The sequence below is a fragment of the Spirosoma sp. SC4-14 genome (genome assembly GCF_037201965.1).
In the GTDB taxonomy this organism is placed as follows: domain Bacteria; phylum Bacteroidota; class Bacteroidia; order Cytophagales; family Spirosomataceae; genus Spirosoma.
In genome coordinates, this window is record NZ_CP147518.1 from 6,310,720 (window position 1) to 6,327,535 (window position 16,816).

Below are 16,816 nucleotides of genomic sequence, written 5' to 3' on the forward strand. Positions count from 1 at the left end.
TTCAGGACAAAAAACTCTTTTTGATCGGCAAAAATACCTATTATTATTAATCAATAGAAACCAAAACAGGCTTATAATACACTAAACCAGTATCCGATACCACCAGAAAATCGAGCGCGTGCTCATTCCCAAACAACCTCAATTACTTCCGTTTTCAGGTCGACAGTTGTCTGTTTTTCGCCACTCGACCGTCGAATAACAAGTTTACCGTTGTTTACTTTAGCAGCCTCCTGTTGCAAAACATGGGTAGCATCTTTTTTATGAAAGACCGAAACAACAGATTCAGTTGTTGTTATAGGCACTGAAACCATTTTACCGACGGCTTTAATCTGTCGGCTGGTTGTGTTTAACGGTTGATTTCGAAGCAGAGCGATTGCCCGCGAAGCCTGCGGAACGCCGTAGCCGATATAGTTATTTCCGTAGGGATACAGGTGCGACGATTGTTCGATGATTGCCATTACTTCCTTATTTGTCAGTTTCGGGTTAGCCTGCATCACACAAGCCGCAAAACCTGTGATAACGGGGGCCGACAACGATGTGCCATAGAGAGAAAAGCAAGACACGTTGGGTTTCAGATAAGGCAGGCTTTCGGGGCCGATACTGCTATAGCCAATACGATTCCAAAGGCGGGAATTAGTTGCACCAATAGCCAAAACGCCCTGTGCATCGGCGGGCGTGCTTATAATCCGCCAGGAGCGGTCGTCGCCTTCGTTTCCGGCCGAAACTACAATCAAAATACCTTTCTTATCGGCCGCAATCTGGGCGGCCCGGCTAATCAGGCTCGTATGGCCATCCATCTGGCTTGGTTCATAGTTTTCTTTCGGATTACTCATGCCTTTGGCATAGCCCAATGAAGTATTGATGAGCCGAACGCCCAAACTATCCATCCATTCCATGGCAGCTACCCAGTTATCTTCTTCACCCCGGTATTCGCGGTTTCCCTGATCGGTTCGGGCCAGATAAAAAGTTGCATCGGTTGCTAATCCATACTGTATGCGTTCAACAGGGTCGTTGCCTGCAATGGCCGCCAGCACTTCCGTTCCATGAAAATCAGACATTGTTTCGAGCGTACGAAATAAATCGCCATGCGTCTTATCGTCGTTTACATAGTCACGCACTCGTTTTACACCCTCGCGGGCAAACACATGCTTTAGCGCGTTAGCCGAGTCGGCACCAAAAAAACCAGCATCAATCACACCAATCGACACAAATCGTCCTGTCAGCCCGGCCTGTGCAAAATCGGAAGCCTGAATTTGCCTCATTACCGGTGCCATTTGTGGCTTCACCATAGGCGTTTCGTTGTCCGACTTAATTGCGGTAATAACAATAGCCGGATCGATTGCCTCAATACCAGCTACAAAAGGGAGCGCCAGTATTTTTTCACGCTCTTCAGCCGACAACCGAGCCGACACCGCATTGAGCCACCGCGACCGATTAAGTGGCCGAACTCCTTCGTGTTGCAATTGCTGGATGTAGGCTTTCGAAACGGGCTGATCCGTATCATCGAGCGGCAGGCTCTGAACTTGCCGACGGGCAATGGCTACCGACGATAAGGCTGGAGCAGCCGTCTGATCTTTATCCTTGAAAAGAACCCAGTATTTGGGGCGCTCTACATCTGGCTGTGCTCGCACAAGCACCGTAAGCAGGCAAAAAAGGGAAGTCAGGCGAAGTATCATGAATCGAAACAAGACGGTTGCTCCTGCATTTTGTTAAACAACTTGTAAAGCTTAAACACAGAAACTCGAAAAAACTCTTAGTAGCTTTGGTTTTCTTTGCAAATAAAAATATACCTGATTATCAATCTATTTGTGTTGACAATTGTAAGTTAGGACAACAGTAGTACAACTTTCAGATAAATATTTTTTTACAGAAGTAAATTTAGCGGTTTTCCACTGACTAAACTAAGGAAAACAAAAACGCCCGACCTCAACCTGGGCCGGACGTTCCGCTTCTATCCACACCATATTAGACCAGTTTAGACGGTCTAATGTCATTATACTTTTACAGGCACCGTTCTAAAGTCCTTCAGGTTGAGAAAGAAGCCTCTGTTTTCGGTCATGCCATTACGAAACAGACTCCAGAGCAAAGCACTTCCCATATTGGCCAGCGTAGAATTAATAAAAAGATCCTGCTTCGCTAGTGCCTCGGCGAGGGAGCAGCTGGGCGTATCGTCGCTGTCTTCACTTTGCCGTAATGCGTCCCCCCATTCCTCCGTAACCAGCGGCAGTTGATCAACTGGATCATATTTCCGAGAATCCGGCTGCTTGACCTTACCGATCGTAGAGAGGATAACCTGCCCCGTTTTCTGGCTATTCCCGAAATCAAGCCAGTAGTACGGCCGGTCCCGCTGTTGATCGCTCATGTGAAGGCCATTCAGGATGTCGGCAATCTCAAACCGGGCTGATACTGTATCGACGCAGCTAATGATAATATTGGCCATTCCGTTTACGCCAGCGCAGTAATGATCCGCTTTACTATACATCCGATGTTGTGCTTTCCAGTTAGTACCGAAAAAGCGGTTGATTCGGTTAATCAATGCAACCGACTTAGCCAAACCTACTTCAGCCTGAGCAAATAGCTGTCGGCCTAAATTAGCCGTGCTCACCGTATCGTTATCCCAGAGCGTTACCTGCAGGCCTGGATGATTCAGCGCGACCATGGCATGATTCATTCTACCTAGCGCCGTGAGCACTTGGGAGCCGGTGCCACCAGCGCCGATCAGGTTTACCGTTATCGGGTTTTGTGGCTCATTAAAATAGGAAGCGGTAAAATGCATGCGTGTCATGGCAGAATTGATTTGAGGGTGATTTTGCTGGCGAGCAAAAATTTATTCGGAAAGGGCTTACCCGTTTCAACCTGTTCATTCCATAGCTGCTTTGGATCGACCGATACGGGAAGTAGGCCGTTAAGGTGCGAGAATTTCGAGTTGAAAAAGAAATCCTGCCAGGCCTGCATAAACCGGCCCAATGAAGCAGTATCCAGTGAGGGTATTTTCACGTCACCAATGCAAACCAGCCCATTCGAAGCCGTATTGAACAGGGGAGCATGATAGAGCTTAGTACTGAGCGTTGGGCGTTTCTTTTTGTCAAGCGCGAAAATGTATAGCTGATTTTTCGTCGCTTTCCAGAGTAGTGCTGGTACATAGGCCGGTCCGTCTTTGATGCCCAAGTGTGATGAAAAGAATAGCTTTTGCTTCATGGGCGGGGTATACCAGATCACCATCCCTTCGCCACGTGGATTTACGTATAATACGTTTTCAGGCATGAGGCCATCGGGTACCAGAAACCCCATGTGCTTTTCTTGTGCCGCATTCAGGCGACGTCCGAGCTTTTGGGCCTCTTCAATGCTCAGTGGGTGGGCGTTAATTGGCTGGCCAGTTGCCTGATCGATCTCGAAGGATTCGACGTAAATACTGCCAGATTTAGTCGTGTGCTGATAAATCAGCAGTGCTGTCTTCGGTTGATAATATTGTTGAAAGTCGCTGGTTATATTCTGCATCGTCGAGCTTACTGATGTAGGTGATAAATTCCGCTATGCTGCTTAACAGGTGACTCATAAACATCTCGCTGTTAAGTAATTCGTCTTTGGTAGGGTACGACTTGTCGTAGATAACTGTACAGGCATAAGGCCCCTCTATTGATCCCGCCGAAAACTCGGCATCGAAGTTTTCTATAATGTGTTGGTAGATCAGGTCGTTATCAGCCCAGATGAACGAAACCCGGCGATCAATAGTAATTTGATACTCCTCATCGTCACCCAAATCTTGATCATAATTGTAAACCTGAGCCAATTCGAAGTTATGGTTGGGGAACGTCTCGTAGAGTTCCAGAAATCGCCGGGCAACCTGTAACAGCGTGTGATCCTCCTCACAGATGGGGGTAAATGCCTCACAAAGATGGGCGAATTGTCTAAGGTGCTTTTTTTGGTTGAACCGTTTCAGGCATTTCAATAGATGCCCATTAACCTCCTTAATGTATTTAGCTCCTTCGTCCTTCTCCATTTCGTTTTCAATCAGTTCTTCTTCGCTCCATTCCTGCTCCCTTTCCCGGATATAGTCATATTCTGAACTGACATAACTGCATCCATCGTCGTTACAATAGGGAATCTTTGTAACCTGATAGAGGTAGGCGTATATGGAACAGATCAGCTCAGTGCGGGGATTACTGCGATACTTCATCAAGTAGTGCAGTGGGCGAACGGGTATATAATACAGGCCCCATTCCGCTTCTTTATCCTTCACCGTGACCAACGTTGCCAGATGAGTTTCATCTTTAATAATAATCAGCCGGGCGTCAGGTTGGAGCCGCTGGAGCTGCTGGCGGGTTATCATTAAAACGTGGCCGATGTTGAGCGGATATGGCAGAGTATTTGTTTCGCTGGTAGGGGTAAATCCGTACGTAGTGGCCAGGTGATTAAGCGACTGAAAGAATTCGGCCTGTATGGCTTCTGGCGTTCGCTTTTCATCGTCAGACTTACGTGTACGCTCCTCCAGGACGATCGGACTAAAACGAACCCTTAAAAAAGCATCGGCAGTAATTCGAGGGGGCAACTGCGCAGGCGCTGATTCAGAACGGTTGCCGCGTCGGGGAGTTGGTTGATGTCGGTCAGTAGCTCGCCGACGTTGCTGTGTAGCTGGCATACGGAGTAATCGGGCTTGGGCAGGGTACGTACACCCGATTCGAGTGTACGTACTGGCTTCTTTTTTGGCATAACTGTTTAACCTTTTGTTCCCATTACGGCCGTGCCGAATGAATACACCATAGCATCGTTCTTGATCTCGGGGCCGGTAATTTTTGCCGAGATCAATTCAGGATACGTGTTGCTGTAGAAATTCATGACAGCTTCAGGACTCAGGCTAGGATCTGGGTCTGGCAACGTTACATTTTGGCCTTTGACGGAGTAGGTAAACTTGCGTTCGAGTTCGGTTACGACTAACATATTAAGCAATTTCTACAGTTGATTTTTCTACGGTTGATGTATCGAACATGGTGCCCTGTAAAGCAAGACCATTGATTTCTTTTCGCTTTGCTTCAATCTGCTCGGCTTTGTCTGGATAATCAGTAGCGGCAGGCAGCTTGTTGAGGGCATCGCGGTATTTCTTCGCCTTTGCCAATTCGTCAGCTTTACTCATGGCCTGGTCGAACTGAAGCTGTTTCATATCGACTGGCGGTGGAGGGGCAACCTCTTTGGTTTCAGTTGGCTTTTTCTCCTTATTCATAGCGGCCTGTTCTTTGGCAGTTGCTACACTTTTCAAATGGGCTTCCATATTCACCATCAGACTCGATGTTTCCCGCATGGGAGCCGCTATGTTGTCGAAAAATCCCTTGTCTAATTCCTCTGCAGTACCTTTTAATATTAAAGGCACAATTGCATTAGCGGCTTTATCGCCACATTTAGGATTGTTTAGCATAACGCTGACAATCAGTCTATCGCTGTTTTTAGTAACAACGATTTTTAAATCACCCTGCAAATCGAGGGCGTCGAGTTGTTGAAAGAAATTCATGATTTGAGAATTGATTGGTTGTGACTGCGGGGCTAATCGATTGCCCTGTTTATCGTAATATTTCGCGTGGATGGCCAGGTAGTTCATCCATTTTTGCTGGCGTTCTGCCGAATCTCGACAGTCCGCACACTCCGCAAATGCCTGCCAGACTTCCGGCACGACTCCCTCAGGACAGGTTCGCTGTAAATAGGGCCGGGAAAACTCATCGCGTTTCATGATCAGAAAAGGAGAAACTGACCTTTGCTATTCACCTCAGGATCTGGCTGGACAACGGGTAAAGGCTTGGACCTTTGTTGATCGAAAGCCGAATGCAAACGATGGTTGTGCGGCTGATTGAAGTGCACTCCCAAACTGGGCGCTTCAATCTGATTGCCATCAATTTTTACATCATACCAGGTTAGGTAATGATTATGGGCATCGTAGGGGCAGGAACAGAAGTACGCCAATTGAAGGGTATTATACAGTTGCCCATTGGTATAAAACGACAGCCGGGCGTTTCCTGCTTTCGAATAAAAGCACGGTAGATGAGTCTGTATCCAGCCGAAGGTTAAACCGACTACGGTTCCCCCTCCGTATTCCTGACGAGTAGCGGCCGCTTCGACATAGCCCAGTTCAGGAGCGATAATAGTGAACAGATCGCCATCGCTAAAGGTGTTGCCATGTATTTCAAACGTGTTCATCAGATAGACTTGCTAACTTCTTTGTTACCCATTCCATGCGTTCAATAAGCCCGGTTCGGACTATTTCCCAGGCCTGCTTTTCATCGAGCCGGGCATTCAGCAGATCCATGTAGTGGAGGTAGATCGGCTTTCGTGTATGCAGCACGCCGTCTTTATCGGGAGGATGAGTCAGTGTATAGTAATCACGACCCGGTATCCTACCTTCAAAAATCCATTTCTGAACCTCCCATTCGGTAGCCACAAAAAGTACTGTTTTCGGGGCTAAGGCGTCGAGTTCCTCGGTAGTCATAAAGGCAGTTTTTTGACGTGCTCAGGGTTGACGGCCTTAACCTTTCCATCCTTATCAGCTTTCACGCGAATCCGACCGGCATCGGTCCAGTTGACGGCAGTCCCTGCGTACTTGTATCGGAAATAGATGCCTTTATAGACTGAAACCGATACCCGGTCACCCTTCTTAATTTCAGTATTGAGAGAAGCCATTTTAATCAGGATACAACGGGCATAAAAAAAGGACAACAAAAAAATGACGACTCGACTCATGGCTTGTTGGCAGGTTTGGCGTGTTCGGGTTTTAAAACGACTACATCGCGGACGGTTCCGCCAGAGTTGATTTTATCGACCATCTTATCGAGTAGTGGCATGGCCCAATCCGGTATATACTTATCTGTTGTCTGTATAAGTACCCTTGGGAATTCATACAGCGAACGGCCAAGGCCGAATTGTACGGCCGCACGTTTCATGGCGTCGCTGATACCGCCCTTCACGGGTTCGACGCTGGTGCGGCTGGCTCCGTCGGTCTTCTGCACAATTTCGCCACCAGGGAGTATGGCCGTAATCGTACACAGAAAACCGCCTTCGATTTCCTTTATCTCATTCTGCCAGCCAGCCCAGCCGAACTGATCGTCAAAACGCTGCATGACGCACCTGTTCGTGATGTAGGGTACTGCAACAATCTTCTGACCGTCTTTGGTCTGCGATTGTACGCGCCACTCAATTTCCTGGGGAGTGAGTGGCGCTGTTAATACTGTTAGGTCCATTTGATTTAGGTAAATAATTAAAATGCCTTACCATTTAATGTATCCACACCCGCCATCCACTCAGTAAGGGAGCATGATTGTTTTTGCTCAGCATCAGCCTTGATCATTATCCATACAAGTTTCCTAGTTGGGTCATCATAGCGAACTTGATATTCTTTATAGTTCTCTGGAGTCAGGCTTTTCGGGTCAACATCTTTATTAATATATATGTGGTCGTATTCTGGGCCAACATAGGTGTAAGAAACGTTATTGGTCCATTTGTCAAAGGACCCGAATGTGCATTTGTGTACCGAAATGAATGACTCGTTCGGGATTTCAGGCTGTTCATACGTGCCAAGCAACATCTCCAGTGCGACATCGGCATTGCCTGTTTTTTCGATGATTTCGATTAAGCCATTGATGTCAATTTCAGTTTTACCGAAATAAGCCTTTATGATTTTCTTAACTGCGGGTGTCATTATAGTAGTTTTGATTTAGGCCGGGACAAACCCGCCCAGCCATCGGGTTATTAGCATTTTACGCCGGTAAGTCGTTCAGTTACCCAACGAGCGTTAGGTGTTAGCTGCCGTTGCCATGCCGAATTAGAAGGAGACCATTTGAAACCGCACCGTTTGAGCTCCTGTATCTTATCGGCGCTAGGTTTCTGATCGTGATGAATACGTAGTCGGTCAGCCTGATAGTCCAGCTTTATGTATCCACCCTCAAACCGGAATTCGGTCTGTAAGCTGCCCTCTTCCTGCTTTTCAGCTTTATATTCTTTTTGTTGCAGCATTTCCACTCGCTCACGCAACCGACGTATCTGGGCATTATTATTCGTTAGCTCATAGTTTGGAAACCCGATTCGACCGATCCAATCGCCTTTCAACAGTTTGGCTGCCGCTTCGGGAGTGTGTCCCATTTCCATTAAAGCCATTAGTTGTTCGTCGGAGCCTTTCTTTTTGGTTTGCCGGATAATGGAATTTGTTTTCTTCATCCAAGCTTGGTGCTGCATTCGCGCATTCAGATTACGCTTTGCCTCGATAAGGGGTGTAATACCTAACTCCGCTTTTTGCTCACGCCGGGTGCGTCGTTCTATAGCCGCTATGACCCGGCTCCGAAATGTCTGGAATTCATCATAACGACTTCTTGCCATCTTGCTGGCTTTCTGCGCTCTCGCTACCGGGAAATTAGATGGCCCGACGATGAAGCTACTAGCGCACCGCGTTTCACTGCTCAGATAACTGGAGAAGTATTGCTTATACTTCGTTACGTACCGATCAATCGTTGAAGTATCAGCACCTAATGCCCGAAGTCGACTTACATCGCTGTTCAGCCCTGTTTCCGCATCAGAAAGAGTTCGGCTTCCTACCCGATCAGGATTGAAACTTGTATTATAAAATGCAGCTACGGCCCGTTGGCTGAATTCATTAAGGTTATACATAATGTATTATGATTTAAGGCGCTCAATATCTTCTTCCAATTCTTCGATTTTCGCTTCGCAGTAGTCGATGTTTACATCGTGTGGATTGGACTCTCGTAGCATAGACAGCCACTGTTTCCATTCCTGCAGTTGCCGCTCTGTCAAATCGAGTACAGAGGTAATGTTTTCCAAACGTCGCATAAGGGTTGTCAGAAAATGGCCGGGACGTATATCCCGGCCGTGAATGAGTAGAACGAATACTTAATCAGCCAGCCGGTTAACCTCTGCCTGAATGTTTACAATGCGACGGTCGCAATAGCCGATGCGTGAGTCGTTAGGATCTGCCAATGATAGATTGGCTTTCAGGTCCTCCCATTGTTTGAGCTGCTGCTTATTGAGTTCGAGCAGGGGGTTTGGTTGCGTCGTCTGTTCCATGCCTATTCATTATCCATGATGAGACGATCAACCCGGCAGCTACGTACAGCATCGACTGTCACGTCGAAATAGGTAATCACGAGCGGATTGTAGGGCTTTGGCCTGGCGTCAGGCTTCGGCGCTGGCATGAGCTTATTGAAACCAATTGCATACCGTTCGGTGCCGTCCTCTTTCCGGTAGAAGAAGCCGGTAGCTTTTTCAGCCATCTGCGCCTTCAATTTGATAGCAACCCACGCACGCTTAAGCGCTGCGGATAAACTTTGGCTCAGCTTCGGAAGCTGAGCGGCAAGGATCATTACTGATTTTTTCATCTTATCGTGTTGTTAAACTACGTGGTAAAATTGCAAATCGTTCGTTTAATATGCAAGTCAAATTGCAAAAATATTTAGCAACTAACTTATTTTACCTATTTAGGAATAGTGATTTTGCGGGAATGATCGAAGAAAGATATTTTTATAGTTGCAGAAAATGCGCACAATAAGCAACCGATCTTTTACCGTACAAATTCTATCTCTTTTCTCGACTAAACGCCATGAGCGAAACCACTCTAATTGATCAGGCAGTAGTTGCCGAACCCATCGTTACACCTACCGTTTATTACCCAAATTCAATCAAGTCCCAGCACCAGCCCAGCGCCATTTTCCGGTTTAATAATGGCGAGATTGGCATCCGTAAGGGCTTGTATCAACTGCTCGGCTCCGAGCAGGTACGCTTTGTGCTATTTGTCGAGTACAAAGGCGAGCTTTACATCACACGCACTGATGATCGACACGCGTTTTGGGTGAACATCTGTAAGAAAAATGACCTGTTCACCTCGGCTATGATCTGCCACAAAACATTCGTTCGGGATCTGATGCGTCGAATGGGCCTGGGCCCAGGCGATGATTATTCGGTCGACGTGGCTCCTCACACAGTTATGGCTAATGAAATCAATGCCGATCCGGCCAAATACCCCTACCCGCTTTATCGAATTTGTCTGGACAAAAAACTGAATCGGCAATGAGTGAAATCAAAGACGCCCATATCGACGATTTCACGCTCGATGATCGCAATGCCAACACGGGCACAGACGAAGGCCGCAAGCTTCTTTCTAAATCAGTTCAGCAGCTAGGCCTCGGCCGATCAATCGTTTCTGACCGTTCGGGCAAACTGATCGCAGGAAACAAAACCTATGAGGCCGCTAAAGAAGCGGGGATCGAAAAAGTTGTCGTTGTCGAAACCGATGGCGATACGTTAGTCGTCGTTCAGCGAACGGACCTCGATATCAACTCAAAGCGCGGCCGAGAGTTGGCATTAGCCGACAACAAAGTCTCAGAAGCGAACCTGCGATTCGATGAACAGGTAGTGGCCGATCTCGCTGCGGAATTCGACATTAATCTGGAAGAATGGGGCTTTGAACTCCCCGAGGAAGAAGGAGGAGGCAGCTCAGACTCTGGCAAGTCAGGCGTACTGAATGAACGCTTTATCGTTCCTCCCTTTACTGTCTTAGACACGCGTCAGGGCTATTGGCAGGACAGAAAGAAAGCCTGGCTCGAATTAGGCTTTCAATCAGAAGCCGGCCGCTCAGAGAACCTGACATATGCCGATTCAGCGCAAGCGCCCGGCATCTACAAAGTTAAAAACCAGTTGCGCAACGACCTGAACCGTGAGCCAACCTGGGACGAAGTGCACGCGTATTGCGATAAGCACGGTATTGCTACACAGTCGACAACATCCATTTTCGATCCGGTACTCTGTGAGCTGGCTTATCGCTGGTTTATTCCGGCTGGTGGACATATTTATGATCCCTTCGCTGGTGGCTCTGTTCGTGGCCTCGTTGCCGCTAAACTCGGCTATCAATACACGGGTGTAGATCTCCGTTCCGAACAGGTTGAGGAAAACCGCCAACAGGCCCTCTCTTTACTGAGTAGTCTGCCTGATGCTCCCGTCTGGATCTGCGGCAATAGCCTGGACACAGCCAGGATCATGGCTGGGCAAACCGTCGATTTTGTCTTTACCTGTCCGCCCTACTTTGATCTCGAAGTCTATAGTGATGACCCGTCCGACCTATCCAATATGGAATTTGACGAATTCAGCCGACAATACATTGAGATCATCCGGCAATCTGTGGCGCTCCTGAAACCGAATCGCTTTGCGTGCCTGGTTATTGGTGACGTGCGCGATCAGAAAGGATATTACAGAAATCTGATTGGTCTGACTGTCGACGCATTCGAGGCCGCTGGTGCCCGCTACTACAATGAGGCCGTACTGGTCACGCAGGTAGCTTCGGCCGCCATACGAGCCAACCAATTTCTGAAAGGACGTAAGCTGGTTAAGACTCATCAAAACGTGCTGGTTTTCTATAAGGGTGATCCCAAACAGATCAAGCAGGAATTGGGCGATATTGAGGTAAGCTGGCCAGAGGAAACAGACTAAAATCAGGCCGCTATTCTAATACCATAGTATTCTAATAATCGCGCCCTATGCCGCAACATTCAGAAGACGAGATCGCCAGCCGACGAGCCACTGTTTCAAACCTGTATCGGAAAGGTTGGACGCAGATGGAAATTGCCGATGAGGTTGGCGTTTCTCAGGGCCAAATCAGCCAGGATCTGGAAGCCATCCGAATCGAGTGGCGGAATTCGATGCTTATGGACTTCAACGAAAAAAAGGCGGAGGAGCTGGCGAAGATTGATTATCGAGAACAAATACTCTGGCAGGCCTGGGAACGCTCGATGCAGCCGCTCAAAAAGAAATCTACCAAGATGAAGGGCGAAGTTGATACCGGGCAAAGGTATCAAGACAAGAAGAAGAATCAGCAGGTCAAAAACCTTGAAACGACTGAAACGACAGAGGAACGGCTGGGCGATCCGCGCTACATGCAGGGTATTGAACGCTGTGCTCAGCAACGTATTGAACTGTTAGGATTAGCCGCACCTATCAAAGTAGCCCAGACGGACCCCGAAGGGAAAGCGGTGGCGGCTCGGACCTGGCGACTAATTGATCATACTGGCGGGAAACCGGTTCCCGCTCCTGACGACATTTATTAATGTAACTTCTGAGCATGATCGTAAAAAACCAGCATCTCGACAAAGCGCAGGTCGCACGAATGAAGGCAGTTTATGGTATGAGCCATAGCCAAATACTGGCAGCTGCTCAGGCTATCGTTGATCCGACGGAGCTTAACCGCCAGCGCCCAAATCCATCCAAACGAGGCCGTCGCTTCGTTCGCTGATTCAGGCCACAGTAAATTCTAGGGATGTTTGCCTGCAATCCCGTTTTTGAACCTGTCTTTCACGCGTCTGATGCCGTCCGATACATCCACCTTTGGGGTGGTCGTGGTCGTGGCGGCTCATTCTTCGCCACGGAATACGCTCTGTCCTGTCTCATGGATGAGGTGTATTTCCGTGGCTATTTAATGCGTGCGGTTCACAAGGATATCCGGGAGTCGCTTTGGCGGGACTTGATGGACCGCATCGACGAGAAAGAAGAACAGGGACTGCTCGACAGGAAAGATTTCAAGATCAATACCAACGATATGTCGGTTGTTTACCTACCTACAGGTAATACAATCCGCTCTCGTGGTTTCAAGAAATCATCGAAAGGGCAGACGGCAAAAATGAAGTCGATTGCTGGCGCAACGCACGTTTTCGTCGAAGAAGCCGAGGAGATTGAAGAGGCTGATTTCAACCAGCTCGATGACTCCCTGCGGACCGTAAAAGGTGAACTTCGGGTGTTTCTGATCTTCAACCCACCGAAGAAAAACCACTGGATTCTCAAGCGCTGGTATATCCTCGAAGAGAGCCGCGTCCCCGGTTATTATATCGGTCGCGCCAAAAAACAGGACAATTTCCTCTCTATCTTTTCGACGTATCATAACAACCGGGCGAATCTTAATCAGCAAACGATTGACAACTTTGAAGCCTACAAAGATCGGGATGAAGAACACTATTATACCGTCGTCCGTGGTCTGATCAGCGAAGGAGCCAAAGGGCGTATTTACAAGAAATGGAAAGCTATTACTAATACCGACTTCAATGCGTTGCCCTACACGCCCTATTACGTGCTCGACTTTGGCTACGGTGGTGATCCGCTGGCCTTCGGAATGGTCAAACGGCACAATAAACGCCGTTATGCCAAGCAATTAATATACGGAACCGAGATTGGTGATGATGAATTAGTACGTCGATTGAGGGCACTTAAAGTCGGCGGCCGTCCTATCGTTGCCGATTCAGCCGAACCCAAAAGCATAGCCAAACTGCGCCAGGAGGGCTTTAATGTCATCGCAGCCCGAAAAACACCGGATTCCGTCCGTACGGGTATTAGGACCATGCAAAACCTGGAATGGTATTACACGGACGATTCCAGCGACCTAATCTTTGAATATCAGGAGTACAAATGGGTTCTCGATGAAAACAAGAACATGACCTCTGAGCCCGAAGACAAGAACAACCACATGATGGATGCGCTCCGTTACGGCGAGATAACCGACCCCTGGGGCGGTGGGGACATTGAGCACAATTAAAGCCCCTTTTCTATCTTCAAAACGCAGTCGCCTTGCTGGTGTAGGTCAACGGATGGAAGAGGGAGTGATAATGACGTCATAAACTCTTCCGGCCGATTCCCATCGCAGCCACTGCACTGCACCTACCAGCTATTACGGGTTCTGACTGTTTACCGCTGTCACTTATCCCCTTTTTATAGCAATGCCCGATCGCTTATACACGGCTGCCGATCAGACAGCCATCGTCGTTGGAGCTCCGAATACTGGTGTCGATATCGTACCCGGTAACGTAATCAAATGCGTCTTTGTCGCGCTGGCGGATTTCGCCATGACGGAAATCACACTGCTGACGCTATCAGCCTGGCAAACGTTCCTCGCCGATCAGACCAAAACCCATGCCGTAACGCCGTTTATCGATGCATTCGATTTACCTCCTACCACGCCTATTACCGAGGCTGGTAACGATAACACGACCTGGAACGGGGTTCCTCGTCAGCGTTCAACGTCGTTTGCGGTAGCAAAAGGTAAGTTTTCGGGGGCCGATGCAACGCAAATCAAGGCGCTGCGGAAACTGGGCAGCAAATCCGGCAATTTCCAGCAAGGCACTCGTATTGGTGTAATTTTCATCCATGAGGGTACCAGTATTACGTGTCTGGCCAATGCCAAACCGATTCCAGCGTATAACATCTTTATCAGTGACCCCAAAAAAGGCGGCTTAGGTGCTTCGAATGACTACGATTTCGAATTCCATCTGCAAGGTAACTGGTCGACCAATGAAAAGATGTATGAGCTGGCCTTTGAAGGCGCAACTCTAACCAATTAATAATGTCTGAACAAATTACGCTTGTCCGGCTGGCGGATAACCAGCCGGAAAGCTTTCCCAAAGAACAGGCCGAACATCTGCTGAGAATTCAGAAAGAAATGGGCCAATCTTCGTACAAATTACCGGACGATTCCGTACCCACCGCCAATGCCGATAACGGACAACCAAGCGATTCAGTCAATTCTGAACCCGGTAAACGGGGCAGCTCTAAAACGGGCGGGTGAGGATAATGACCGTCAACGGTATCATGTAGGCCCGGCGACCGATGAAAAGGACGCCGGGCCCTATGCTAAACGCCTAAAGGATCGGGTCAAAAACATTCTTCAGAACGAAGATAAATACCGTCGATTTTGCTCGCTGCTCAATTACCCCCTACCCTCTTCCCGATTGATCGACAATGCGGCCGACGAATATTTAAAGTGTTTCGGCGCAGAAGACAAGTATGTTGATTTTGAGTTCAGTAGTGATGAGTTAAAAGCCCAGGCATCGGAGTTTCTGGACGAAATCAAATTCGACGATTGGCTGACAAAAGACCTGTTTAATCAGTGTTTGCGTGCTTCAGCCGCTATTTGGATTGTCGATCTCCCTGCTACAGTAAATCAGACTGGTTTTCCTCAACCAGTCATTATGCTGCGCGAAGTAAACCAGTTAACTGACCTGTTTACGGATACGCGTGGTAATGTGATGGCAGCCATTTACCCTATGTCGCCTATTAAAGATGCCAGCAATAAGGAGATCGCTAAACGGTGGGCAGTGCTGGATGATGTTTCGTACCGGGTATGCATCCAGCGTAATGGTGAAAAAGAACCAAGCGTACTATTTACAAATGTCCACGATTTGGAACGTTGTCCTGCTGGCTGGATCTGGCATGACAAACTGAATGGAAAAGACCCTTTTCGTATTCAATCGCCATTGCATGCGGTTTTTACAGATCTCGACAACCTGGTTATCGGGGATATTTTCCGCCAGCATGTAGACTTATATGCTTCGTTTCCGATCCTCTGGAATTTCAAGAAAAAGTGTAATTACGAAACACCAGACGGACTTTCTCAGTGTAAGGAAGGTAAGATTTGGGTAGCCACAACAGATCATGACGGCCTTGAGGTTCGGGTAGAAAAGCCCTGCCCGGTTTGCTCGGCGAGTAAGCCGCTCGGACCTGGCTCACAACTACAGGTACCTCCGCCGATGGATAATTTATCGGCCAATCTGTCCGAACCGGCTGGCTTCATCAATGCGGATCGGGAATTACTCGACTACAATGTCGAAAAGCTGGAGGCCCTAAAAGCTGACCTACGCGAAGCGCTGACAGGGGATTCAAACAATGTCGACCAAACAAAGGATGCGGTCAACGCAGATCAGGTCGCAGCGCGATTTGAGGCTAGGAAGGCCAAATTGTCGTACTGGGCGGCTCACATTCAGCAAACACACGCTGAGGCCTTGTATGTAATTCTGAAAATTACATTTGGGTCATCGTTTCTATCACTGGCCGTCGATTATGGCACCGAATTCCATCTGATATCGCCTGCACAGGCAATCGACGATTACCAGAAAGCCCGGGTGGCCAACCTGCCGATGTATCAGTTAGCACTACGTCGTAAGCGTATCGACAAGTTGCTGGCTGGGGCTTCAGAGACACAGATGACGCGCTTAGAAATGTGCGCCATGTTAGAACCTTACCCTGATCTGCCACTGGCTATGGTACCCGTTGGTTCGGATGCGTACGAGCTAAAGGCTAATTTCGATCAGTACCTCACTCAGTTCGAGAACGAAAACCTCGGGCTGGAAATCTTCGGCCGTGACTTGGACATGGCCATTCGGATAACCACAATTAAATCAATTTTATACAAGTATGTCAGCGAAAGCGCAAAATTCCGACAACTCCCAGAACCCGCCCCAGGATCAAATCCAACAGGATCAGGCGGCAAACCAGCAGGCCAGTAACACTCCTGCTACCGAACAAACCGACGCCGAAAAAATTGCGGCCGCTGCGGCTGCGGTTAAACAGGCAAACCCGGCGTTAAGCAGTGATGAAATCGCGGATATCGTCGCCAAAGTCCTGCGTATTAATCAGCCCGCCGTTGCTGTCGTGGACAAGCAGACCGATAGTGTTCTGAAAAAGGTCGATTCAACCTACAAGGATAAAGTCTTCCTCAAGAAAGACACGAAAAAGCAATTCCCACTGGAACGGGATGCGCTGAACGGTGTTGTCGTACGGCAAACCTACAAACGCACGACCGAAGAAGGCGATGACGTGACGGTGCCAGCCCGGAACCTCAACGAAATCGCAATATACTCTAAGGAGGATTTCGACCGGTTGAATCATGGCGACAAAAAACTGCCTGGGTTTGCGCGTGAAGGCATCCAGATTGAGGTATGGCACCGACCAGGCGACGAAGACACGATTCAGGAATAGTAAGGATTGTTTCGTAAAATCGACAGTAAATTTTTAACGATCA

25 protein-coding genes are annotated in these 16,816 nt (G+C 48.2%); 9 read left to right on the plus strand and 16 right to left on the minus strand.

The genetic code is table 11. The annotated features are described in order from the left end of the window. Positions 1 to 122: 122 nt before the first annotated feature. From WBJ53_RS25945 to WBJ53_RS26020, 16 genes are all read right to left on the minus strand, one after another. Positions 123 to 1,676: a S8 family serine peptidase gene (locus WBJ53_RS25945; protein ID WP_338871648.1), complete on the minus strand. Its 1,554-nt coding sequence runs from the start codon at positions 1,674 to 1,676 to the stop codon at positions 123 to 125. Between the two features lie 317 nt (positions 1,677 to 1,993). Further along, the gene (locus tag WBJ53_RS25950) at positions 1,994 to 2,785 is read right to left on the minus strand and encodes a PRTRC system ThiF family protein (protein ID WP_338871650.1); all 792 of its coding nucleotides are present in this window, start codon (positions 2,783 to 2,785) and stop codon (positions 1,994 to 1,996) included. After that, positions 2,782 to 3,498: a PRTRC system protein B gene (locus WBJ53_RS25955; protein WP_338871652.1), complete on the minus strand. Its 717-nt coding sequence runs from the start codon at positions 3,496 to 3,498 to the stop codon at positions 2,782 to 2,784. The genes WBJ53_RS25950 and WBJ53_RS25955 overlap by 4 nt, the downstream gene beginning before the upstream one ends. After that, positions 3,422 to 4,549 (minus strand): hypothetical protein, encoded by a 1,128-nt coding sequence (locus tag WBJ53_RS25960; protein WP_338871654.1) that lies wholly within the window; start codon positions 4,547 to 4,549, stop codon positions 3,422 to 3,424. Before WBJ53_RS25960 ends, WBJ53_RS25955 begins: the two co-directional genes overlap by 77 nt. Next, the gene (locus tag WBJ53_RS25965; protein WP_338871655.1) at positions 4,516 to 4,710 is read right to left on the minus strand and encodes a hypothetical protein; all 195 of its coding nucleotides are present in this window, start codon (positions 4,708 to 4,710) and stop codon (positions 4,516 to 4,518) included. The genes WBJ53_RS25960 and WBJ53_RS25965 overlap by 34 nt, the downstream gene beginning before the upstream one ends. Before the next feature lie 6 nt (positions 4,711 to 4,716). Further along, positions 4,717 to 4,938, minus strand: a complete 222-nt coding sequence (locus tag WBJ53_RS25970) for a PRTRC system protein C (RefSeq protein ID WP_338871657.1) — start codon at positions 4,936 to 4,938, stop codon at positions 4,717 to 4,719. Between the two features lies 1 nt (position 4,939). Continuing rightward, on the minus strand, positions 4,940 to 5,719 hold the full coding sequence (locus tag WBJ53_RS25975) for a PRTRC system protein E (protein WP_338871659.1): 780 nt from the start codon (positions 5,717 to 5,719) through the stop codon (positions 4,940 to 4,942). 2 nt (positions 5,720 to 5,721) lie between these two features. Beyond that, on the minus strand, positions 5,722 to 6,183 hold the full coding sequence (locus WBJ53_RS25980; RefSeq protein ID WP_338871661.1) for a hypothetical protein: 462 nt from the start codon (positions 6,181 to 6,183) through the stop codon (positions 5,722 to 5,724). Then, a complete protein-coding gene (locus tag WBJ53_RS25985; RefSeq protein ID WP_338871663.1) occupies positions 6,170 to 6,472 on the minus strand; it encodes a hypothetical protein in 303 nt (100 codons plus the stop codon). The genes WBJ53_RS25980 and WBJ53_RS25985 overlap by 14 nt, the downstream gene beginning before the upstream one ends. Then, positions 6,469 to 6,723 (minus strand): hypothetical protein, encoded by a 255-nt coding sequence (locus WBJ53_RS25990; protein WP_338871665.1) that lies wholly within the window; start codon positions 6,721 to 6,723, stop codon positions 6,469 to 6,471. Before WBJ53_RS25990 ends, WBJ53_RS25985 begins: the two co-directional genes overlap by 4 nt. Beyond that, on the minus strand, positions 6,720 to 7,220 hold the full coding sequence (locus WBJ53_RS25995) for a Rad52/Rad22 family DNA repair protein (protein WP_338871667.1): 501 nt from the start codon (positions 7,218 to 7,220) through the stop codon (positions 6,720 to 6,722). Before WBJ53_RS25995 ends, WBJ53_RS25990 begins: the two co-directional genes overlap by 4 nt. A 17-nt stretch (positions 7,221 to 7,237) precedes the next feature. Next, complete coding sequence (locus tag WBJ53_RS26000; RefSeq protein ID WP_338871669.1) at positions 7,238 to 7,678, minus strand: hypothetical protein; 441 nt, start codon at positions 7,676 to 7,678, stop codon at positions 7,238 to 7,240. A 50-nt stretch (positions 7,679 to 7,728) separates the two neighbouring features. Further along, positions 7,729 to 8,640 carry a hypothetical protein gene (locus tag WBJ53_RS26005; protein ID WP_338871671.1) on the minus strand — a complete coding sequence of 304 codons (912 nt, stop codon included), beginning with the start codon at positions 8,638 to 8,640 and terminating at the stop codon, positions 7,729 to 7,731. Between the two features lie 6 nt (positions 8,641 to 8,646). Continuing rightward, positions 8,647 to 8,820 (minus strand): hypothetical protein, encoded by a 174-nt coding sequence (locus WBJ53_RS26010; RefSeq protein ID WP_338871673.1) that lies wholly within the window; start codon positions 8,818 to 8,820, stop codon positions 8,647 to 8,649. A 60-nt stretch (positions 8,821 to 8,880) separates the two neighbouring features. Continuing rightward, positions 8,881 to 9,054, minus strand: a complete 174-nt coding sequence (locus tag WBJ53_RS26015) for a hypothetical protein (RefSeq protein WP_338871675.1) — start codon at positions 9,052 to 9,054, stop codon at positions 8,881 to 8,883. Positions 9,055 to 9,056: 2 nt separating this feature from the next. Then, positions 9,057 to 9,365, minus strand: a complete 309-nt coding sequence (locus WBJ53_RS26020; protein ID WP_338871677.1) for an SH3 beta-barrel fold-containing protein — start codon at positions 9,363 to 9,365, stop codon at positions 9,057 to 9,059. A gap of 221 nt (positions 9,366 to 9,586) precedes the next feature. On the opposite strand from WBJ53_RS26020, the gene WBJ53_RS26025 reads away from it, so the two are divergent. The 9 genes from WBJ53_RS26025 to WBJ53_RS26065 all read left to right on the plus strand — a co-directional run bounded on the left by WBJ53_RS26025 (position 9,587) and on the right by WBJ53_RS26065 (position 16,773). After that, positions 9,587 to 10,057, plus strand: a complete 471-nt coding sequence (locus tag WBJ53_RS26025) for a hypothetical protein (protein WP_338871679.1) — start codon at positions 9,587 to 9,589, stop codon at positions 10,055 to 10,057. Further along, on the plus strand, positions 10,054 to 11,469 hold the full coding sequence (locus WBJ53_RS26030; RefSeq protein WP_338871681.1) for a hypothetical protein: 1,416 nt from the start codon (positions 10,054 to 10,056) through the stop codon (positions 11,467 to 11,469). The genes WBJ53_RS26025 and WBJ53_RS26030 overlap by 4 nt, the downstream gene beginning before the upstream one ends. A gap of 47 nt (positions 11,470 to 11,516) precedes the next feature. Beyond that, positions 11,517 to 12,083, plus strand: coding sequence for a hypothetical protein (locus WBJ53_RS26035; protein ID WP_338871683.1), 567 nt, complete (start codon positions 11,517 to 11,519; stop codon positions 12,081 to 12,083). Positions 12,084 to 12,097: 14 nt separating this feature from the next. After that, the gene (locus tag WBJ53_RS26040) at positions 12,098 to 12,268 is read left to right on the plus strand and encodes a hypothetical protein (protein ID WP_338871685.1); all 171 of its coding nucleotides are present in this window, start codon (positions 12,098 to 12,100) and stop codon (positions 12,266 to 12,268) included. A gap of 24 nt (positions 12,269 to 12,292) precedes the next feature. Beyond that, the gene (locus WBJ53_RS26045; protein ID WP_338871687.1) at positions 12,293 to 13,558 is read left to right on the plus strand and encodes a PBSX family phage terminase large subunit; all 1,266 of its coding nucleotides are present in this window, start codon (positions 12,293 to 12,295) and stop codon (positions 13,556 to 13,558) included. 181 nt (positions 13,559 to 13,739) lie between these two features. Beyond that, a complete protein-coding gene (locus tag WBJ53_RS26050) occupies positions 13,740 to 14,360 on the plus strand; it encodes a hypothetical protein (protein ID WP_338871689.1) in 621 nt (206 codons plus the stop codon). 2 nt (positions 14,361 to 14,362) lie between these two features. Continuing rightward, a complete protein-coding gene (locus tag WBJ53_RS26055; RefSeq protein ID WP_338871691.1) occupies positions 14,363 to 14,584 on the plus strand; it encodes a hypothetical protein in 222 nt (73 codons plus the stop codon). Next, positions 14,508 to 16,301 carry a hypothetical protein gene (locus WBJ53_RS26060; RefSeq protein WP_338871693.1) on the plus strand — a complete coding sequence of 598 codons (1,794 nt, stop codon included), beginning with the start codon at positions 14,508 to 14,510 and terminating at the stop codon, positions 16,299 to 16,301. Before WBJ53_RS26055 ends, WBJ53_RS26060 begins: the two co-directional genes overlap by 77 nt. Next, on the plus strand, positions 16,210 to 16,773 hold the full coding sequence (locus WBJ53_RS26065) for a hypothetical protein (RefSeq protein ID WP_338871695.1): 564 nt from the start codon (positions 16,210 to 16,212) through the stop codon (positions 16,771 to 16,773). Before WBJ53_RS26060 ends, WBJ53_RS26065 begins: the two co-directional genes overlap by 92 nt. Positions 16,774 to 16,816 lie beyond the last annotated feature (43 nt).

What these genes read in the sequence shown, in the direction of transcription:
- WBJ53_RS26035 (WP_338871683.1), top strand. Translation starts at nt 11,517, where the DNA reads ATGCCGCAACATTCAGAAGACGAGATCGCCAGCCGACGAGCCACTGTT.
- WBJ53_RS25995 (WP_338871667.1), bottom strand. Translation starts at nt 7,220, where the DNA reads ATGGACCTAACAGTATTAACAGCGCCACTCACTCCCCAGGAAATTGAG.
- WBJ53_RS26020 (WP_338871677.1), bottom strand. Translation starts at nt 9,365, where the DNA reads ATGAAAAAATCAGTAATGATCCTTGCCGCTCAGCTTCCGAAGCTGAGC.
- WBJ53_RS26065 (WP_338871695.1), top strand. Translation starts at nt 16,210, where the DNA reads ATGTCAGCGAAAGCGCAAAATTCCGACAACTCCCAGAACCCGCCCCAG.
- WBJ53_RS26055 (WP_338871691.1), top strand. Translation starts at nt 14,363, where the DNA reads ATGTCTGAACAAATTACGCTTGTCCGGCTGGCGGATAACCAGCCGGAA.
- WBJ53_RS26060 (WP_338871693.1), top strand. Translation starts at nt 14,508, where the DNA reads ATGCCGATAACGGACAACCAAGCGATTCAGTCAATTCTGAACCCGGTA.
- WBJ53_RS25990 (WP_338871665.1), bottom strand. Translation starts at nt 6,723, where the DNA reads ATGAGTCGAGTCGTCATTTTTTTGTTGTCCTTTTTTTATGCCCGTTGT.
- WBJ53_RS26025 (WP_338871679.1), top strand. Translation starts at nt 9,587, where the DNA reads ATGAGCGAAACCACTCTAATTGATCAGGCAGTAGTTGCCGAACCCATC.
- WBJ53_RS26015 (WP_338871675.1), bottom strand. Translation starts at nt 9,054, where the DNA reads ATGGAACAGACGACGCAACCAAACCCCCTGCTCGAACTCAATAAGCAG.
- WBJ53_RS25965 (WP_338871655.1), bottom strand. Translation starts at nt 4,710, where the DNA reads ATGCCAAAAAAGAAGCCAGTACGTACACTCGAATCGGGTGTACGTACC.
- WBJ53_RS25970 (WP_338871657.1), bottom strand. Translation starts at nt 4,938, where the DNA reads ATGTTAGTCGTAACCGAACTCGAACGCAAGTTTACCTACTCCGTCAAA.
- WBJ53_RS25955 (WP_338871652.1), bottom strand. Translation starts at nt 3,498, where the DNA reads ATGCAGAATATAACCAGCGACTTTCAACAATATTATCAACCGAAGACA.
- WBJ53_RS26050 (WP_338871689.1), top strand. Translation starts at nt 13,740, where the DNA reads ATGCCCGATCGCTTATACACGGCTGCCGATCAGACAGCCATCGTCGTT.
- WBJ53_RS26040 (WP_338871685.1), top strand. Translation starts at nt 12,098, where the DNA reads ATGATCGTAAAAAACCAGCATCTCGACAAAGCGCAGGTCGCACGAATG.
- WBJ53_RS25980 (WP_338871661.1), bottom strand. Translation starts at nt 6,183, where the DNA reads ATGAACACGTTTGAAATACATGGCAACACCTTTAGCGATGGCGATCTG.
- WBJ53_RS26010 (WP_338871673.1), bottom strand. Translation starts at nt 8,820, where the DNA reads ATGCGACGTTTGGAAAACATTACCTCTGTACTCGATTTGACAGAGCGG.
- WBJ53_RS25985 (WP_338871663.1), bottom strand. Translation starts at nt 6,472, where the DNA reads ATGACTACCGAGGAACTCGACGCCTTAGCCCCGAAAACAGTACTTTTT.
- WBJ53_RS26005 (WP_338871671.1), bottom strand. Translation starts at nt 8,640, where the DNA reads ATGTATAACCTTAATGAATTCAGCCAACGGGCCGTAGCTGCATTTTAT.
- WBJ53_RS26030 (WP_338871681.1), top strand. Translation starts at nt 10,054, where the DNA reads ATGAGTGAAATCAAAGACGCCCATATCGACGATTTCACGCTCGATGAT.
- WBJ53_RS25975 (WP_338871659.1), bottom strand. Translation starts at nt 5,719, where the DNA reads ATGAAACGCGATGAGTTTTCCCGGCCCTATTTACAGCGAACCTGTCCT.
- WBJ53_RS26000 (WP_338871669.1), bottom strand. Translation starts at nt 7,678, where the DNA reads ATGACACCCGCAGTTAAGAAAATCATAAAGGCTTATTTCGGTAAAACT.
- WBJ53_RS26045 (WP_338871687.1), top strand. Translation starts at nt 12,293, where the DNA reads ATGTTTGCCTGCAATCCCGTTTTTGAACCTGTCTTTCACGCGTCTGAT.
- WBJ53_RS25945 (WP_338871648.1), bottom strand. Translation starts at nt 1,676, where the DNA reads ATGATACTTCGCCTGACTTCCCTTTTTTGCCTGCTTACGGTGCTTGTG.
- WBJ53_RS25950 (WP_338871650.1), bottom strand. Translation starts at nt 2,785, where the DNA reads ATGACACGCATGCATTTTACCGCTTCCTATTTTAATGAGCCACAAAAC.